This is a genomic window from Pseudanabaena sp. PCC 9330 (genome assembly GCF_055795045.1).
Window position 1 is genome coordinate 25,727 of the sequence record NZ_JAYFES010000061.1, and the last position, 13,815, is coordinate 39,541.

General features: G+C 55.2%; 17 protein-coding genes. 7 read left to right on the forward strand and 10 right to left on the reverse strand.

All coding sequences use genetic code 11. The features are described 5' to 3' along the window. Nucleotides 1-113 precede the first annotated feature (113 nt). A complete protein-coding gene (locus AC0QKW_RS02910; protein WP_473149555.1) occupies nucleotides 114-314 on the forward strand; it encodes a hypothetical protein in 201 nt (66 codons plus the stop codon). A 54-nt stretch (nucleotides 315-368) separates the two neighbouring features. Here AC0QKW_RS02910 and AC0QKW_RS02915 read toward each other — a convergent pair whose 3' ends face one another. The 6 genes from AC0QKW_RS02915 to AC0QKW_RS02940 form a co-directional block, all read right to left on the reverse strand. Next, entirely contained in the window at nucleotides 369-1,154 is a 786-nt protein-coding gene (locus tag AC0QKW_RS02915) for a phosphate/phosphite/phosphonate ABC transporter substrate-binding protein (protein ID WP_473149556.1), read from the reverse strand. Between the two features lie 35 nt (nucleotides 1,155-1,189). Further along, complete coding sequence (locus AC0QKW_RS02920) at nucleotides 1,190-1,834, reverse strand: phosphatase PAP2 family protein (RefSeq protein ID WP_473149557.1); 645 nt, start codon at nucleotides 1,832-1,834, stop codon at nucleotides 1,190-1,192. An 8-nt stretch (nucleotides 1,835-1,842) separates the two neighbouring features. After that, nucleotides 1,843-2,349, reverse strand: coding sequence for a DUF7980 family protein (locus AC0QKW_RS02925; protein WP_473149558.1), 507 nt, complete (start codon nucleotides 2,347-2,349; stop codon nucleotides 1,843-1,845). 54 nt (nucleotides 2,350-2,403) lie between these two features. After that, on the reverse strand, nucleotides 2,404-2,874 hold the full coding sequence (locus AC0QKW_RS02930; RefSeq protein ID WP_473149559.1) for an HAD family hydrolase: 471 nt from the start codon (nucleotides 2,872-2,874) through the stop codon (nucleotides 2,404-2,406). Next, the gene (locus tag AC0QKW_RS02935; protein WP_473149560.1) at nucleotides 2,871-3,674 is read right to left on the reverse strand and encodes a sulfite exporter TauE/SafE family protein; all 804 of its coding nucleotides are present in this window, start codon (nucleotides 3,672-3,674) and stop codon (nucleotides 2,871-2,873) included. Before AC0QKW_RS02935 ends, AC0QKW_RS02930 begins: the two co-directional genes overlap by 4 nt. 283 nt (nucleotides 3,675-3,957) lie before the next feature. After that, nucleotides 3,958-4,989 carry a sulfate/molybdate ABC transporter ATP-binding protein gene (locus AC0QKW_RS02940; protein WP_473149561.1) on the reverse strand — a complete coding sequence of 344 codons (1,032 nt, stop codon included), beginning with the start codon at nucleotides 4,987-4,989 and terminating at the stop codon, nucleotides 3,958-3,960. A 322-nt stretch (nucleotides 4,990-5,311) separates the two neighbouring features. On the opposite strand from AC0QKW_RS02940, the gene AC0QKW_RS02945 reads away from it, so the two are divergent. From AC0QKW_RS02945 to AC0QKW_RS02960, 4 genes are all read left to right on the forward strand, one after another. Next, on the forward strand, nucleotides 5,312-6,388 hold the full coding sequence (locus AC0QKW_RS02945; protein ID WP_473149562.1) for a sulfate ABC transporter substrate-binding protein: 1,077 nt from the start codon (nucleotides 5,312-5,314) through the stop codon (nucleotides 6,386-6,388). A gap of 84 nt (nucleotides 6,389-6,472) precedes the next feature. Further along, nucleotides 6,473-7,318, forward strand: coding sequence for a sulfate ABC transporter permease subunit CysT (gene cysT / locus AC0QKW_RS02950; RefSeq protein ID WP_473149563.1), 846 nt, complete (start codon nucleotides 6,473-6,475; stop codon nucleotides 7,316-7,318). After that, entirely contained in the window at nucleotides 7,311-8,189 is an 879-nt protein-coding gene (gene cysW / locus AC0QKW_RS02955; protein WP_473149564.1) for a sulfate ABC transporter permease subunit CysW, read from the forward strand. Before cysT ends, cysW begins: the two co-directional genes overlap by 8 nt. An 11-nt stretch (nucleotides 8,190-8,200) precedes the next feature. After that, entirely contained in the window at nucleotides 8,201-8,512 is a 312-nt protein-coding gene (locus tag AC0QKW_RS02960; protein ID WP_473149565.1) for an NIL domain-containing protein, read from the forward strand. Nucleotides 8,513-8,696: 184 nt separating this feature from the next. Here AC0QKW_RS02960 and AC0QKW_RS02965 read toward each other — a convergent pair whose 3' ends face one another. Both AC0QKW_RS02965 and AC0QKW_RS02970 read right to left on the reverse strand, forming a co-directional pair. Continuing rightward, a complete protein-coding gene (locus AC0QKW_RS02965) occupies nucleotides 8,697-8,840 on the reverse strand; it encodes a hypothetical protein (RefSeq protein WP_473149566.1) in 144 nt (47 codons plus the stop codon). A gap of 289 nt (nucleotides 8,841-9,129) precedes the next feature. Continuing rightward, nucleotides 9,130-10,197, reverse strand: coding sequence for an IS4 family transposase (locus AC0QKW_RS02970; RefSeq protein WP_473149567.1), 1,068 nt, complete (start codon nucleotides 10,195-10,197; stop codon nucleotides 9,130-9,132). 85 nt (nucleotides 10,198-10,282) lie between these two features. Between AC0QKW_RS02970 and AC0QKW_RS02975 the strand changes: the two genes are divergently transcribed. Together AC0QKW_RS02975 and AC0QKW_RS02980 are read left to right on the forward strand one after the other, a co-directional pair. After that, nucleotides 10,283-10,990, forward strand: coding sequence for a cation diffusion facilitator family transporter (locus AC0QKW_RS02975; RefSeq protein WP_473149614.1), 708 nt, complete (start codon nucleotides 10,283-10,285; stop codon nucleotides 10,988-10,990). Further along, the gene (locus AC0QKW_RS02980) at nucleotides 10,987-11,985 is read left to right on the forward strand and encodes an MBL fold metallo-hydrolase (protein ID WP_473149568.1); all 999 of its coding nucleotides are present in this window, start codon (nucleotides 10,987-10,989) and stop codon (nucleotides 11,983-11,985) included. Before AC0QKW_RS02975 ends, AC0QKW_RS02980 begins: the two co-directional genes overlap by 4 nt. A 254-nt stretch (nucleotides 11,986-12,239) precedes the next feature. Here AC0QKW_RS02980 and cpcA read toward each other — a convergent pair whose 3' ends face one another. Both cpcA and AC0QKW_RS02990 read right to left on the reverse strand, forming a co-directional pair. Further along, entirely contained in the window at nucleotides 12,240-12,731 is a 492-nt protein-coding gene (gene cpcA / locus AC0QKW_RS02985; protein ID WP_473149569.1) for a phycocyanin subunit alpha, read from the reverse strand. A 124-nt stretch (nucleotides 12,732-12,855) separates the two neighbouring features. Continuing rightward, nucleotides 12,856-13,377, reverse strand: coding sequence for a phycocyanin subunit beta (locus tag AC0QKW_RS02990; RefSeq protein ID WP_473149570.1), 522 nt, complete (start codon nucleotides 13,375-13,377; stop codon nucleotides 12,856-12,858). Nucleotides 13,378-13,815 lie beyond the last annotated feature (438 nt).

The window sequence follows — 13,815 nt, forward strand, 5'->3', positions numbered from 1 at the left end:
AATACGACAAGAAAGACTATTTGCTTCTATCGAATTTCCTTCGTACGATCAATGTATACGGTTAAAACCTTTGGCAGCAGTGCTTTGCCGCTGTCGCCGTTGTGGAGGTGGCGATGGAAATTCGATCGAGACGAGAGGACTGGTTTCAGCGGGGATGCCGCGATCGCGATGCTGGCCTGCTGCCCCGCAGCACCGACTCCGCCTACTGGGACGGCTATCGCTCAGGCAGGCCCCTGGGCTTGGATGAGGTGATTCGCTATTTTCCGACGCTGGAGGCGTTTGTGGCGTGGCGGGCGAGAGGGGTGGAGGAGTGAAGAGATAGGGGGTGGTTGGGGGAGAATTTTGGATTTTGGTTTTTTCTCTATTCCCTACTTCCAATCCCCCACTCCCTCACTCATCCCATACATAGCCAATACCGGCCTATAGGTAGCCCAGTCCACCGCTGCAAACCGCAACATTCCCGCTTGGGCAAGCTGCCCTTGCAGCGCAGTATCGGGCTGAAGGAGGGCTTCTTGTATACTGCGTATTGCAGCCTGGCCCAGCCGCTGGGAGACTGCAAGGGGTGGCATGGGCGAGGGGCCAAGGCTGGTGACAATGTGGAGCTTTTGGCTCAGGATGGGATTCTCGCGCCGGGCCTGTTCGAGGACAGTGCTGTCGATCGCCGCGCAATCTGCCCTGCCGGTGAGGACGTAGTCGAGCGATCGCAAATGCCCCCCCGACTCCACCTTCTCCCTAAAAAAATCCCAGTTCAGCCCCCGCTGGCTTAACTCATAGCCCACCCGGCTGTAGCCGCTGTGGGAACCGCAATCGTTGTAGCAAAACACCGTCTGAGCCAGATCCTCCCACGTATACAGAGCACTATTGGCCCGCACCACCACATCCGAAAAATACACTGGCTGCCCGCCGTAACGCATCCCGTCCATTACCGGGGCGACCAGGGGACGCAACTGGTGGGGCACGCGCCGCCCATAGCGCATCAGGGGCAAGCCGCAGATGAAGAGCAAATCCCAGCGATCGCCCGTCAGATCTGGATCATCCAGCGGGTCAAACTCCCCCTGCACCACATCCACCGTATAGCCCAGGCGGCTTAGGTAGTTGCCTACAGCCCGGTAAAGCCACAGCAGGTTGGGGGAGAGGTAGGAGACGGCAAGCATGGGGTGGGGAAGTAAAGGATGAGGGAAAATCAGCTCTACACCTGCGATCGCAGCCACGGCCCCCAGTAAAACATGAGTTGGTGTAGACCAATCGCCCAGGCGATAGCCAGCAGCCAGCCCCCCACGATATCGCTAGGGAAATGTACCCCCAGGTACACCCGGCTAAAGCCAATCACCAGAGCAAACAACCCGCCCAGCCCAACTAGCCAGGGGCGGCGAGGGCTATCCCAATTGAGCAGTACCAGAGCCAGCACAAAGGTCATGGAATAGGTGGCATGGCCGCTGGGAAAACTAAAGTCGGCGTGGGGCGGAATGCCTTCCCAAAGCGCTGGGCGCACTCGGTGCCAGAGCAGCTTGGTGACCGTATTCAGCCCAGCGCTCCCCGCCATCACCAGCGTCAGGTACCTCGCCACAGGCCAGTGGCGATACCACAGCGCCAGGGCCGTCAGCCCAATAGAGGCGGGCATCACACCCCAGAAGGTACCCATGTTAGAGATGGCGACCACACTGCGGTTAAAAGCTGGACTGGCGTAGCGGTGTAGCCGTAGCAAAAAAGCCGCATCCCAGGCGGGCAGGGCAGGGTAAGCCGCTACCAGCAACCCCAGGGCGACTAGCCCGATTAGCGGTAGAGCGACGCCTAGCCAGAGGGGCCAGAGGGGTTTGAGGGTAGCTTGAGACATGGTGTTAGCTACCCCATCAACCAATTCGGTAGCCAAGCATCCAACACAGCCATCAAGTCGCCGTTTAGAAAGTCAGGCATCTCTAGAATGTGAAACTGAATCAGCAATACAACTGCCACCGTATAGACCGTCGAGCTGATTAACCCGTTGCGGAGGGATTGGCTCTTTGACCCTTGCCCATCTTTTTGCAAGGCAGTGACGGCCCCCTGCTGCATCAGCACAAAGCCAACCACGTTGGTGAGCCAGTAGCCCACGCCGGTCAGGGGCACCAGGGCATCGGGCCAGGGGCGGCTAGCTAGATAGCCAAAGCCCAGGGCCAGGGGTAGGTTGATCACCAGGTCATTCCACCAGCAGAGGGGCGAAAGCAGGTAGCCTATCACCACCAGGGTGCCGCCCCACAGTCGGCGCAGCCAGGAATTTGTGGGTGGGGGCGCAGTTTCTGCGGTGGGGGCAGTGTCGGTTAGCGCGTCTAGCGGGGTTTCTGGCTTGGTAAGTGGCAAGGGAGGCGTTGTCATAGGTGGATTACTGAATTTTGTTGAATATCAAGAGGCGTTCGTTGACGGGATAGCCTAGGCCCTGAGAGTGGCAACCAGCCGCTTTGGATGGCTGAGCAAATCGAGGGCATCGAGAATGCTGGTGGAAACAATATCGGCAGCTACCAGCGTTTCTACCGCGCTGCCTTCACTCTGCACCAAGGCAATGCCCAGGGCCGCCGCTTTCAGCATGGGGCCGTCGTTGCGGCCATTGCCGATGGCGACTACCTGTTCTGCTCCCAGGTCGCTGACAAAGGCCAGCTTGGTTTCAGCCTGATCTTCTGGAGGAGTAATGGTGAGGTCGAGGGGCAGCCCCGCCAGTCCAGTTTTAGCCAGCCCAAAGGTGTCGGCAGTCAACACGTAGATATGTAGATCATGGGAAAGCTCAGTCAGTTTTTCACCCACCTGGGGGATGAGATGGCCATCGATGGCCAGGGTGCCGTTGTAGTCGAGCACCAGATGGGCCAACTGGAGATGGCGAAAGCCGGGAATGTTGATCTCAATCATGGTCTTAGCAAGAGATTTAGGGCTAGGGCAACAACGGTAATCACATAGATGCGGCGCAGCCAGCGGTTGGGCAGGTGCAGCACCACTCGCCCCCCTAGAAATGCGCCAAAGAACATGGCCATGCCCAGCAACAATCCAAGGCTAAAATTCACCAGCCCCAGGGTGATAAAGACTGCGGTGGCAATAAAAGACGAAAAAATGTTGACCAGTTTGCTGGTGGCGATCGCCGCCACAAACGTATGGCCAAAGCAGCCCACAAAGGTCGCCGTCAGCAGGGTAACGTAGCCACCGCTAAACAGCCCGCCGTAGATCGCAAAAAAAAAGGTGGCCAGGTACCCAGCCACGCTCCAGAGGGGAGACAACACCTGATTGCTGGGCTGGATGCCCTTGTCGCCCAGCAGCAGCGATACCCCCACCACTACTAGCATCGACGCCGCAATAAAGGGTGACAGAGCACTATCGGGCAGCAACTTCAGCAGCACCGCGCCTAGGGCAGAACCCATCAGAGTAAGGCTGATCAGCCAAGGGGCGCGGCGGGTGTCGAGCTGTCTTTGGCCTAGAAAGGGTAAGGTAGCGCCGACACTCATTAGGGTGAGGGCGGCCATGTTGGTGGCGATCGCCACCTGAGGCTCTACCCCCGCATGCAACAGCGCTGGCACCGTAATCAACGACGTGCTACCGGTCACCATGCTGATTGCACTAGTGAGAAAGAAGACCCCGGCCAGCAATACCAGCGCCCAGACCGATAACCCCAGCTCACCGCCCTCTAGCTCCAAACCCACTCTCAATGCCAGCCCCATCGAATGTTGTCCGTAAAACCAAACCATACACCTAAAAATCTACCGATTTACCGGTGTATCCTTGCAAGAATTATGCCACATTTCTGATTCGGCTTTAAATGTTTTGAAACTGTAAGTGCTTGCCCATATTGCTGTCTCTAATGGGCACATACAGAGATCGGGTAGTTACCGTGCTTAGTCTGAGGTACCAATAGCCAATCACAAAATATCCAGCCCCTCCTCTAGGAAAGGCTGGAATTCTAGGTCGTTAGACCGTAACGTATTGCCTTGAAATTCTCGATATTCAAGCGACCGATTGCGAGTAGCTGGGTGACCCCTCAAAGCTGCGGATCAGCTTGGCTCGCAGATACACGGTTTGCCCTGGCTGAATACCCAGATCGTGATACTGCTCGCGGTTGATGTGAGCGGTAATGGGATGACCATTATCGAGGGTCAACTCAACTCGAATCGTCCAGCCCAGGTGAATGATGTGGTTCACCGTTGCCGCCACGCTGCCATCGTAATGAGTGGTAAAGATTTCGATATCGTGGGGCCGCAGAAACACCTCACCATGAGCCGGGGCATCGCGGTGGAGCGACTTCCATGTACTGTCAGGCGACAGCACGTTGACCGCGCCGATAAAGCTCATCACAAATGGAGTAGCGGGGTTTTCGTAAATCTCAGCTGAAGAACCCACCTGTTCAACCCGACCATTGCTCATCACCACAATCTCATCGGAGATTTCCATCGCCTCTTCCTGGTCGTGGGTGACAAAGACCGTTGTCACATGCACCTCATCGTGGAGGCGGCGCAGCCAATCGCGCAAATCCTTGCGCACCTTGGCATCGAGGGCACCAAAAGGTTCGTCTAATAATAGAACTTGAGGCTCGATCGCCAGCGCCCGCGCTAAGGCCACCCGCTGGCGCTGCCCACCGGAGAGCTGGGCGGGGTAGCGATCGCCCAAGCCATTGAGCTGCACCAAATCCAGTAGAGTATCGACCCGGTGCTTGATACGGTCTTTCGGCCACTTTTGTAGCTCCAAAGCAAAGGCGACGTTTCGACGCACCGTTAGGTGCTTAAACAGTGCATAGTGCTGAAACACAAAGCCCACGTTGCGATCTTGCACCGATTTAGTGGTGGCATCTTTAGCCGAAATATAGATCTTCCCGGTGTCGGCCTGTTCTAAACCCGCAATGACCCGCAGCAGGGTGGACTTGCCAGAGCCCGACGGACCCAAGAGCGCCACCAGCGAACCACTCTTAATGTCGAGGTTAATCGGTTCTAGGGCCTGAAAGTCCCCAAACCGCTTAGACACATTTTCGACTCTAATTCCCACGGGTAATCTCCAAAACTCTACGGTGCGCCTCAGGGGGTGCTCAATCGACTCAGCCAGACGTTACGTCAGCGCCAGTAAACGCGCCATACAGCAGCCACAAACCTAGAACTACCGTCAAGGAAGCTACCGCAATGTGAAACAAACCTACCTTACTCGCAGCTTGAATGCAAGTCACTTCAAAACATGATGCAGGCGAGATCTAGAAAATGTTTACTTTGATCTTGAATGAATTGCAATTTTATCCAAGAATTCTGTGATACAGTCCGTAAACCTAATCCTCGACAACCACATCGAGATACCGGAGATTCTTTGGAGAGCGACCATGACCTCACCTCAACGCTACATTTCGCGGCGATCGGCAGTTTTATTTATGGCTGGCCTGGGGCTGGCGGGCACCCTGGCCGCCTGCGGTAGCACCACCCCCACCCCCGAGGCCAGCACGGGCGACTCGACCACCGCCGCCGCTGGCCCCGTCGAACTCACCCTGGTCTCCTACGCGGTGACCCAGGCGGCCTACGAGCAAATCATTCCTAAATTCGTTGAGCAGTGGAAGGCGGAAACCGGCCAAGAGGTCACCTTTAACCAGAGCTACGGCGGCTCAGGTTCCCAAACCCGCGCCGTGCTCGACGGTCTAGAAGCCGATATCGTCGCCTTAGCCCTGGCCGGAGACACCAAAAAAATCGAAGAAGGCGGCCTGATCGAACCCGGCTGGGAAGGCGAAGCGCCCAACAATGCGATCGTGCATAAGTCGGTGGCGGTGCTGGTCACCCGCGAGGGCAACCCCAAAAATATTCAAGGCTGGGAAGACCTGGCCCGCGACGATGTAGCCGTGGTGACCGCCAACCCCAAAACCTCTGGCGGGGCCAAGTGGAACTTTTTGGGGGCCTGGGGCTCTCTGACCCAAACTGGTAGCGATGATGCCGCCGCCCTAGACTTTGTCACTAAGGTCTATCAAAACGTGCCGGTGCTACCCAAGGATGCGCGGGAATCCACCGACGTATTTTTCACCCGAGGCCAAGGCGATGTGCTGATCAACTACGAAAACGAGGTACTGCTGGCCGCTCAAAATGGTGAAGAGTTGCCCTACATCGTTCCCGAGGTCAATATTTCTATCGATAACCCCGTTGCCGTTGTCGATGCCAACGTGGATAAGCACGGCACCCGTGAAGTGGCCGAAGCCTTTGTGGAGTTTCTGTTTACCCCAGAGGCCCAAGAGGAGTTCGCCAAAGTCGGCTTCCGTCCCTCTGATCCATCGGTGGGTGAGCAGTTTGCCGATCAGTTCCCCAAAATCGACACCCTGTTTACCATCGCTGACCTGGGCGGCTGGGAAGAAATTGACAAAAAATTCTTTGCCGACGGGGCGATCTTTGACCAGGTTCAAGCCAAAGTTGGCAAGTAGGTAGATGCAAAGGGTTGGAACGTTAGAACAGTCTGGCGTTCCAACCTCTAAACGCTCTAACCCCTTACCCTTCTTCTGTAAACCATGACTTCATCCCCACCGTTTTCACCCCAGAACATCTGGCACCAAATTGTCCATGCCTCCTGGCCTTGGCGAGTCACCTGGTTCTATCTCACGCTGTTTTTGTTTTTGCCGATGGCAGCGCTTGTGCTCAAGGCGCTGACCCTAAATCCGGCTGAAATCTGGCGCATCGCCACTGACCCGGTGGCGATCGCCACCTACAACGTCACCTTTTTTACGGCGCTGGTGGCCAGCATCATCAACGGCTTTGCCGGGCTGATCATTGCCTGGGTGCTGGTGCGCTACGAGTTTCCGGGGAAGCGCTTTTTAGACGCTATTATCGACCTGCCCTTTGCGCTGCCGACGGCGGTGGCCGGTTTAACGCTCTCCACCATCTACAGCACCAACGGCTGGATTGGCGGCTTTCTTGAGCCCTTCGGCATCAGGGTGTCGTTTACCCGTCTGGGGGTGCTGGTGGCGATGATTTTTATCGCGCTGCCCTTTGCGGTGCGGACGGTGCAGCCGGTGCTGCAAGACATGGAGTCGGAAATGGAAGAGGCCGCCTGGTCCATGGGGGCTTCCCCGTGGCAGACCTTTTGGCGGGTGATTTTGCCGCCGCTGATGCCCGCCATTCTCACGGGGGTGGCCATGGGGTTTTCGCGGGCGGTGGGTGAGTACGGCTCGGTGGTGATTATTGCGGGCAATATTCCCTTTCAAGACTTAATCGCGCCAGTGCTGATTATTCAGCGTTTGGAGCAGTTTGACTACGCTGGGGCAACAGTCATTGGCACGGTGCTGCTGCTGATTTCGCTGTCGGCTCTGCTGGCAATCAACCTCATTCAGGCCCGGGGGAGGCGCTTCTATGGCTGATTCATCTCTAAGGCAATCCATTGCTGCTGCCGAGTCTAAGCCCCGGGGAACGACCTCGGGGTTTCAGTGGGGCAAGTGGCTGCTAGTGGCCTTTACCTTTGGTTTCCTGGCGCTAACGTTGCTGGTGCCCTCCCTCAACGTGTTTGTTCAGGCGCTGAAGGGGGGGCTACCCGGGTTGCTCGACACGTTTAGCAGCAAGTTCTTTTTGCATGCGGTCAAGCTAACGGTGATTACGGCGGCGATTACGGTGCCGCTAAATACAGTGTTTGGGCTCTGTGCGGCGCTGTCGCTGGCCAACAAAAATTTTCCGGGGCGAGCGCTCTTGATCAGCATCATCGACCTGCCCTTCTCGATCTCGCCTGTGGTGGCGGGTCTGATGCTGGTGCTGCTGTTTGGCAACCGAGGCTGGTTTGGGCCACTGCTTGAGGCTGGCGGCATCAAGATTATCTTTGCCCTGCCAGGCATTGTTATGGCCAGTATCTTTATCACCATGCCCTTTATTGCCCGCGAGGTGCTGCCTGCCCTCGAAGAAAACGGCGTGCAGCAAGAGGAGGCCGCCGCTACCCTGGGGGCAACCCAGTGGCAGACCTTTTGGCGGGTCACCCTGCCGTCGATCAAGTGGAGTTTGCTCTACGGTCTCATTTTGACCAACGCGCGAACCATGGGTGAGTTTGGGGCGGTGACCGTGGTTTCGGGCAACATCGTGGGCAAAACCCAAACCCTGCCCCTCTTTATTGAAGAAGCCCATATTCAATACAACACCCAGGCCGCCTACACTGCTGCTCTGCTGCTGGCCTGCCTGGCAGTCGTTACCCTGGTGCTGAAGTATCTGCTAGAGCGCAACACTGGCATTCAGCATCGGGGTCATTAAGGAGGTTTGTGATGGCATCCATCTCTCCCGACTATGGCCTGGAGGCGCTGCACCTCAAGGAACCGGAAAGCCTGGTGCAAACCCAGGTCAAAATTCGCATTCCCAAGGAGCGGCACCCCGACCCGGTGATCTCTAATTTGATCAATCGCTATGGCCTCAAGGTCAACATCCTCGGTGCTCTGCTCGGAGCCAATGGCCAGGAAGATGGCTGGTTTGATTTGGTGATCGAGGGTCGCGCCGCCACCATCCACGAAGCACTGCTCGATCTGGTGGAGCTAGACGCCGATCTGTGGTTTAACACCGATGCCGACGATGGTTACTGAAACTAGTTTTTAGTCTTGCCATTAAGGGAAACAATCACGCTGGGTTTTGGCCTAGCGTGATTGTTTTTTAGGTTTTTGATAGGTTGAGCCAATTTCTCAATGGCTAAACACCCACGAATTTGAGAGGGAAATTGTAGTTAACCTTACTGAGTTTTTTATATCAATCATGCAACTCTAAACAAGGCTAAATATTCCTTTCTTGAAGAAGCTTTTTGTCGATTTTTGCAAGAATAGCCTTGATTTTATTTCTTGAGCCATAGCCTAGAAGGGCGACAGCAAAGCGTTGTAGCGATTCAATATGAATCGTGAAAATCTCTAGGGCAGGCATACTTCTGCGTGGAGAATCTACCTGCCGTGCCTCAATAAATCAATTCAAACCGCTGTAGATTCTTGCATTTCTCTAGCGCGATCGCTTGGCCCTTCAAAATTCTAAATTCTGTCAACCGTTGGAGATTTGTAATGTAATGCAAGCTGGCTTTCTGGATTCTGCTTCGGTTCAGCCCCCGTTGCATTGGGCTGTAGAATCTGTTCTGTCGCACCCTGACAATCAGACTCATAGGCGTTTATTGCTAGCCCTAGGAACACTATCTGGACTGTTTTTTGTGGAGTTGGGCATCTCAGTACAGGGACAAAAGTTGTAGCGCCTGATTGAATTCAGTGACCCGGAGGGAGAGATCGCAGAAGGTGCGCCGCAGAAAGTCACAGCCATGGCGGAACAGACTTTTAGCCCGGCGCTCATGAGCCTTGAGCGGAATCGGGTGCTGATGGTGTTGCCAGAGCCCGGTCAGCATGGCCCAACAGAACGCTAGGGCCAGCAGCGCTATCAACTTGCTGAGCCGCTCAGCGTGGCGGAAGTGGGTGGATTCGAGGTTAAATCCTCGGGTTTTGAGCGCGGCAAACAACGTCTCAATGCCCCATCTCAAGTGGTAATCCGCCAGTGCGCTCTGAGGGCGGTGGCCAGTGGCCAAAATTAGGAGTTCGCCATCCTCCAGTCGGGTGGCGACGACATAGACAGGGCGACCCCACACCCAACGCTTGCCCGACAGAATCCGCTGCTCGCCGACCGCTAAGTTGGCGAAGACCCGCTCGCCCTTTTGTCGTCGTTTGCCTGAGCGAGAGCTGATGCGGTCACTGTGGCGCAACCGGAGGCGGAAGGGCATAGCGTTGGGCAACAACAAAAAGCTACACCACTCTTGACCCACAAACTCTCGGTCGCCTGTCAGACAGTGAATCTGGGCATTGGGGAAGAGGCGCTCGAAGCGCTCAATCAAATCCATCCGCTCGTCACTGTTACTGTTGCCGCGCTTATCTAACAGCGTCCACAGGATTGGAAAGGCCACCCCTTCGTGGACAATGCCCAGCATCAGGATATTGAAGTTAACGCTGCCGAAGCTCCAATTCGTGCGGTCTAGGCACAACGTCCAGGGTTGTGGGATCTGACTCCAACTCACCACGGCTCGCGCAATGGCCTCAAAATCCACGGCAAAGCTTCGGAAAAAGCGAGTCAGACGTTTGTGGCTGGAGGCACTCTGAGCCCGATTGGCAAAGACTGAGGCGAGCTTGTCTAAGTTGACGGTTTCCACTCGAAACACGGCCACTAGGAAGAGCGCTACAAAGGTCAGGCGGGCTCTATGCCAGGGCAGATGGGGTCGCAGTGCCGCTTGAATTCGGGTAATCTCGTTCATGAGGAGGTCGATGCTAAGGGGTGTGGTAATTCCTAGCTCACCTCCTCTCCCCTCACCTTGTCAAATTCCCGCCAGCTCTAGCTTTCTGCTCCCTCTGTTATTTTTTGTCCTGGTACCTTGGTTGGGCATAGGCTATTGGAGTCATAGCCTATCGCTTTTGGCGGATGCCGGACATGTTGTGATAGACGCCGCCGCCATCGGGCTTACTCTGTTGGCAACCTGGCTGAGTCACCGATCAACCAATCCAGAGAATCCTAGTCAAGCTAAACAACTTGAAGCCCAGGTCGCCCTAGTCAATGCCGGTAGTCTGGTGGCGATCGCCCTTTGGGTGGCAGCTGAAGCCGTGCATCGATTGCAGCTAGACCAGCCCGAAATCCTTGGACTTCCAATGCTGCTCGCAGCTCTAGCGGGGCTGTTGGTCAACACCATCAATGCCCTTTGGCTAAAGGGTTGCAGCCACCACAGCCTCAACCTCAAGAGTGCTTTTTTGCATGTGTTGGCCGATGCCGTGAGTTCGGTGGGGGTGGTCGTAGGGGCGATCGCGGTTTACTGGCTGGGCTGGGCCTGGGCCGATGGCGTGATTAGCCTGCTGGTGTCAGGCATGATTTTGGTTTTGGCCGTGCCGCTGCTAGTGCAAAGCAGCCGCCATTTGTGCAGCCCCGATGCCAACGATAACGCTGTGGAGCAGGGCGATCGCTGCGATTGCCCCACCCATCGCCTAGCCGTCGATCTCAATGTCGATCGCTCCATCAACGCCCTTTTGTTTCCATCTCTAGAGGATATGATTCGATGAAGAAACGCTTACTTTCCCTGGGAGTTTTGTTTGCCATTAGTCTTGCGGTGGTGTTCGGGCTGACTACCCTAGTGCATCCCCCTGGGGCACTGGCGAGCTTGCCCCCCGCTGGCCAAAACCGCATTACCAGTCTGTACGACGCCTTCAGCGACAGCAGCGAGCTGGAAGAGGACTGGGGCTACAGCGCTCTGGTGGAATACAACGGCAAACGCATTTTGTTTGATGCGGGCAACAACGCCGATGTATTTAAGCGCAACGTCGAAAAGCTGAGCTTAGATTTAAGTACCATTGATTTTGCGGTGCTCTCTCACCCCCACGCCGACCATCTCAGCGGCTTCGACTATCTCATTGAGGTCAACCCCGATGTCAAACTCTACCTGCCCTTTGATCTCCATACCCTAGGAGCTTCTCCGTCTACCTTTCAATTTGGTGGCCCCGACCCAGAGGCCGCCGCCGCCTTGCCCCCTGAGCAGCGCTACTTTGGCACCGGTGCTACCCAGGTGAACCTCACCCCCAGCGGGCGGTTTTACCGAGCCACCAATATAGAGTATCTGCGCGAAAATCTAGAGGTGGCACCGGGTATTCAAATCATCTTTACGCGATCGCCCTACCTGGGCGGCTTTAACGGTTATCCCCCCAACTCCACCGAAGAACCCGCCCTCAACGGTTTGCCAGAGCTTTCCTTAACCCTCGACACCCCTCAAGGCGAGGTTCTGGTAGTAGGCTGCTCCCATACCGGGGTTGAAGAAATCATTAGCGCCACGAGGGAGGCTACTGGTAAAACGGTAGATACTGTTGCTGGCGGGTTTCACCTGTTTCCCTACGACAGCACCTACATTGCGGCCCTGGTCGATAAAGTCAAAAACGAATTGGGCGTTCGGTTGGTGTCGCCTTCCCATTGCACTGGCCATATTGCCTTCAGGCTATTTAAAGAAGCCTACCAAGACCGCTACATCTATGGTGGTCTTGGCTCTCAACTGTTATTTCAGTCGTAGTCTACGGTCTACGGACAGGATGCTAACTTCCTCCTGGAATCGCAGAATTAGCCTGCGGTTCCAGGGATTTTTACGGCCATTGCTGGCTCGGCGGAGCAAAAAAAATCACTTGCGTAGCCCCTGACTCTGCTCACAGCCGCCTTACAAGACCACGGACAGAGCCAAGATGCTACACAAATGATTGTTTGACGCATTCAACAGTTGTTTATCAATAAGGCGTTCAGGTAGGAGAGCCTGGTGCCTTGCCCACAGCCTTAGCTCAGAGCATTGATCACGTAGTCAATATAGGTATTGACTTCTACCGCCGGGTCGCCGCTAAGACCATGGTTAGCTTTGATGTGCTTCAGAGCTTCAATGTACCAGCTAGGCGACAGTTCAAAAGCGCTGTTGATCTCGGCCAGACCCGCCACTAGATAGTCATCAATGGGGCCGGTGCCGCCGACAATTAGGCCGTAGCTAATGATGCGTAGATAGTAGCCAATGTCGCGCACGCATTTGGCTTTGCCGCGATCGTCGGCGGCATAGTTTGGCCCCTGCAACTGGTTGGTGTAGGGGAACTTTTGGTAAACCGCATTGGCGGCAGCTTGGGCCAGGCTATCGGCTTTGTTGGCTAGGGTTTTAGCCGCCGCCAGGGTGTTTTCGGCCTGGCGAAAGCGACCAAAGGCCACCTGAAACTCAGCGCTGCTCAAGAACCGCCCCTGGGAGTCAGCGGTGTTGATGGCCTCGGTTAAGGGTGTTTTTGACATCGAAAAATTACCTCAAACGTAAAGGTATAAAGGGTATGAAAATAAACCTCATCCAAGGCTAGAAGTGGAGTTCTGCCGGTGGAAAAACTACAGCTCCCGAGCTGGACTTGGTGTAGCTCAAAACCTAGGCCACTGCCGCAGCGGCCCGGTCAAAATAGCCCGACAGCTCAGAAATGAGAGAGCTGCAATCGCCCTGGGTGATGTTGGCGGTGTCGCTGACAATGCGAATGGAGGCTTCTTTGAGTTTTTCAACCCCAGCCGCCACTGAAGCACCGGGGGTACCCAGGGCCACATAGGTTTCGCGCAGGCCGTTCAGGGCGCGATCTTCCAGGATGCTGGCATCCCCAGCAAAGATTGCGTAGGTGACGTAGCGCAAAATAATCTCTAGATCGCGCAGGCAGGCAGCGGCCCGCCGGTTGGTGTAAGCATTGCCGCCGGGGGCCGTTAGCTGCGGCTGCTCGGCAAACAATTCACGGGCGGCGCTGGCGACGATCGCCGACGAGTTGCTGGTAATGCGGTTAACAGCATCAACACGCTTGTTGCCGTCTCTGACCAAGTTGATCAATGCATCTACCTGGTCATCACTCAGGTAAGCACCTCGGCTATCGGCTTGAGCCACCACCTTAGAAAAGGCATCGTAGGACATAACACAGGTCTCCTAAAGAGCAATTTCATCAAAGTTCAGGTTGGATTCTGCCCTCTCAACCACCGTTACCTAGCCTGCATTAAACTAGCCCGCACAAAAATTGGGCACTGGTCAATGCCTGAAAGTTGCAGGCTTAAGTCAAGCCTGCGTGGGTATCAATGCTAGATAAGGTCGATGGGCGGACAGTAGAGCGCGATCGCAGCTCAGAGTCAGCGAAGGCTGTTGAAAAACCAACCTTGATTTATTTATATAGCAAATGAGTAAACTATTTTGTTACAAAAAATTTAGCGATCGCCATTGTTTTTCGGACTACAAAAACATCAAAAAATCCCCCTATATTTGTTTCTGTAATTACAATTTTCTAGGATTTTAGTGAAGCCGAAATTAGCCTTTGTAAGGCTATATGACAATTGTAGTTTCAGTCACAGGTGCATTTTT

What these genes read in the sequence shown, in the direction of transcription:
- AC0QKW_RS02930 (WP_473149559.1), bottom strand. Translation starts at nt 2,874, where the DNA reads ATGATTGAGATCAACATTCCCGGCTTTCGCCATCTCCAGTTGGCCCAT.
- AC0QKW_RS02980 (WP_473149568.1), top strand. Translation starts at nt 10,987, where the DNA reads ATGAAGAAACGCTTACTTTCCCTGGGAGTTTTGTTTGCCATTAGTCTT.
- AC0QKW_RS02915 (WP_473149556.1), bottom strand. Translation starts at nt 1,154, where the DNA reads ATGCTTGCCGTCTCCTACCTCTCCCCCAACCTGCTGTGGCTTTACCGG.
- AC0QKW_RS02945 (WP_473149562.1), top strand. Translation starts at nt 5,312, where the DNA reads ATGACCTCACCTCAACGCTACATTTCGCGGCGATCGGCAGTTTTATTT.
- AC0QKW_RS02965 (WP_473149566.1), bottom strand. Translation starts at nt 8,840, where the DNA reads ATGCCTGCCCTAGAGATTTTCACGATTCATATTGAATCGCTACAACGC.
- AC0QKW_RS02960 (WP_473149565.1), top strand. Translation starts at nt 8,201, where the DNA reads ATGGCATCCATCTCTCCCGACTATGGCCTGGAGGCGCTGCACCTCAAG.
- AC0QKW_RS02990 (WP_473149570.1), bottom strand. Translation starts at nt 13,377, where the DNA reads ATGTCCTACGATGCCTTTTCTAAGGTGGTGGCTCAAGCCGATAGCCGA.
- AC0QKW_RS02910 (WP_473149555.1), top strand. Translation starts at nt 114, where the DNA reads ATGGAAATTCGATCGAGACGAGAGGACTGGTTTCAGCGGGGATGCCGC.
- AC0QKW_RS02970 (WP_473149567.1), bottom strand. Translation starts at nt 10,197, where the DNA reads ATGAACGAGATTACCCGAATTCAAGCGGCACTGCGACCCCATCTGCCC.
- cysT (WP_473149563.1), top strand. Translation starts at nt 6,473, where the DNA reads ATGACTTCATCCCCACCGTTTTCACCCCAGAACATCTGGCACCAAATT.
- cpcA (WP_473149569.1), bottom strand. Translation starts at nt 12,731, where the DNA reads ATGTCAAAAACACCCTTAACCGAGGCCATCAACACCGCTGACTCCCAG.
- cysW (WP_473149564.1), top strand. Translation starts at nt 7,311, where the DNA reads ATGGCTGATTCATCTCTAAGGCAATCCATTGCTGCTGCCGAGTCTAAG.
- AC0QKW_RS02920 (WP_473149557.1), bottom strand. Translation starts at nt 1,834, where the DNA reads ATGTCTCAAGCTACCCTCAAACCCCTCTGGCCCCTCTGGCTAGGCGTC.
- AC0QKW_RS02925 (WP_473149558.1), bottom strand. Translation starts at nt 2,349, where the DNA reads ATGACAACGCCTCCCTTGCCACTTACCAAGCCAGAAACCCCGCTAGAC.
- AC0QKW_RS02935 (WP_473149560.1), bottom strand. Translation starts at nt 3,674, where the DNA reads ATGGGGCTGGCATTGAGAGTGGGTTTGGAGCTAGAGGGCGGTGAGCTG.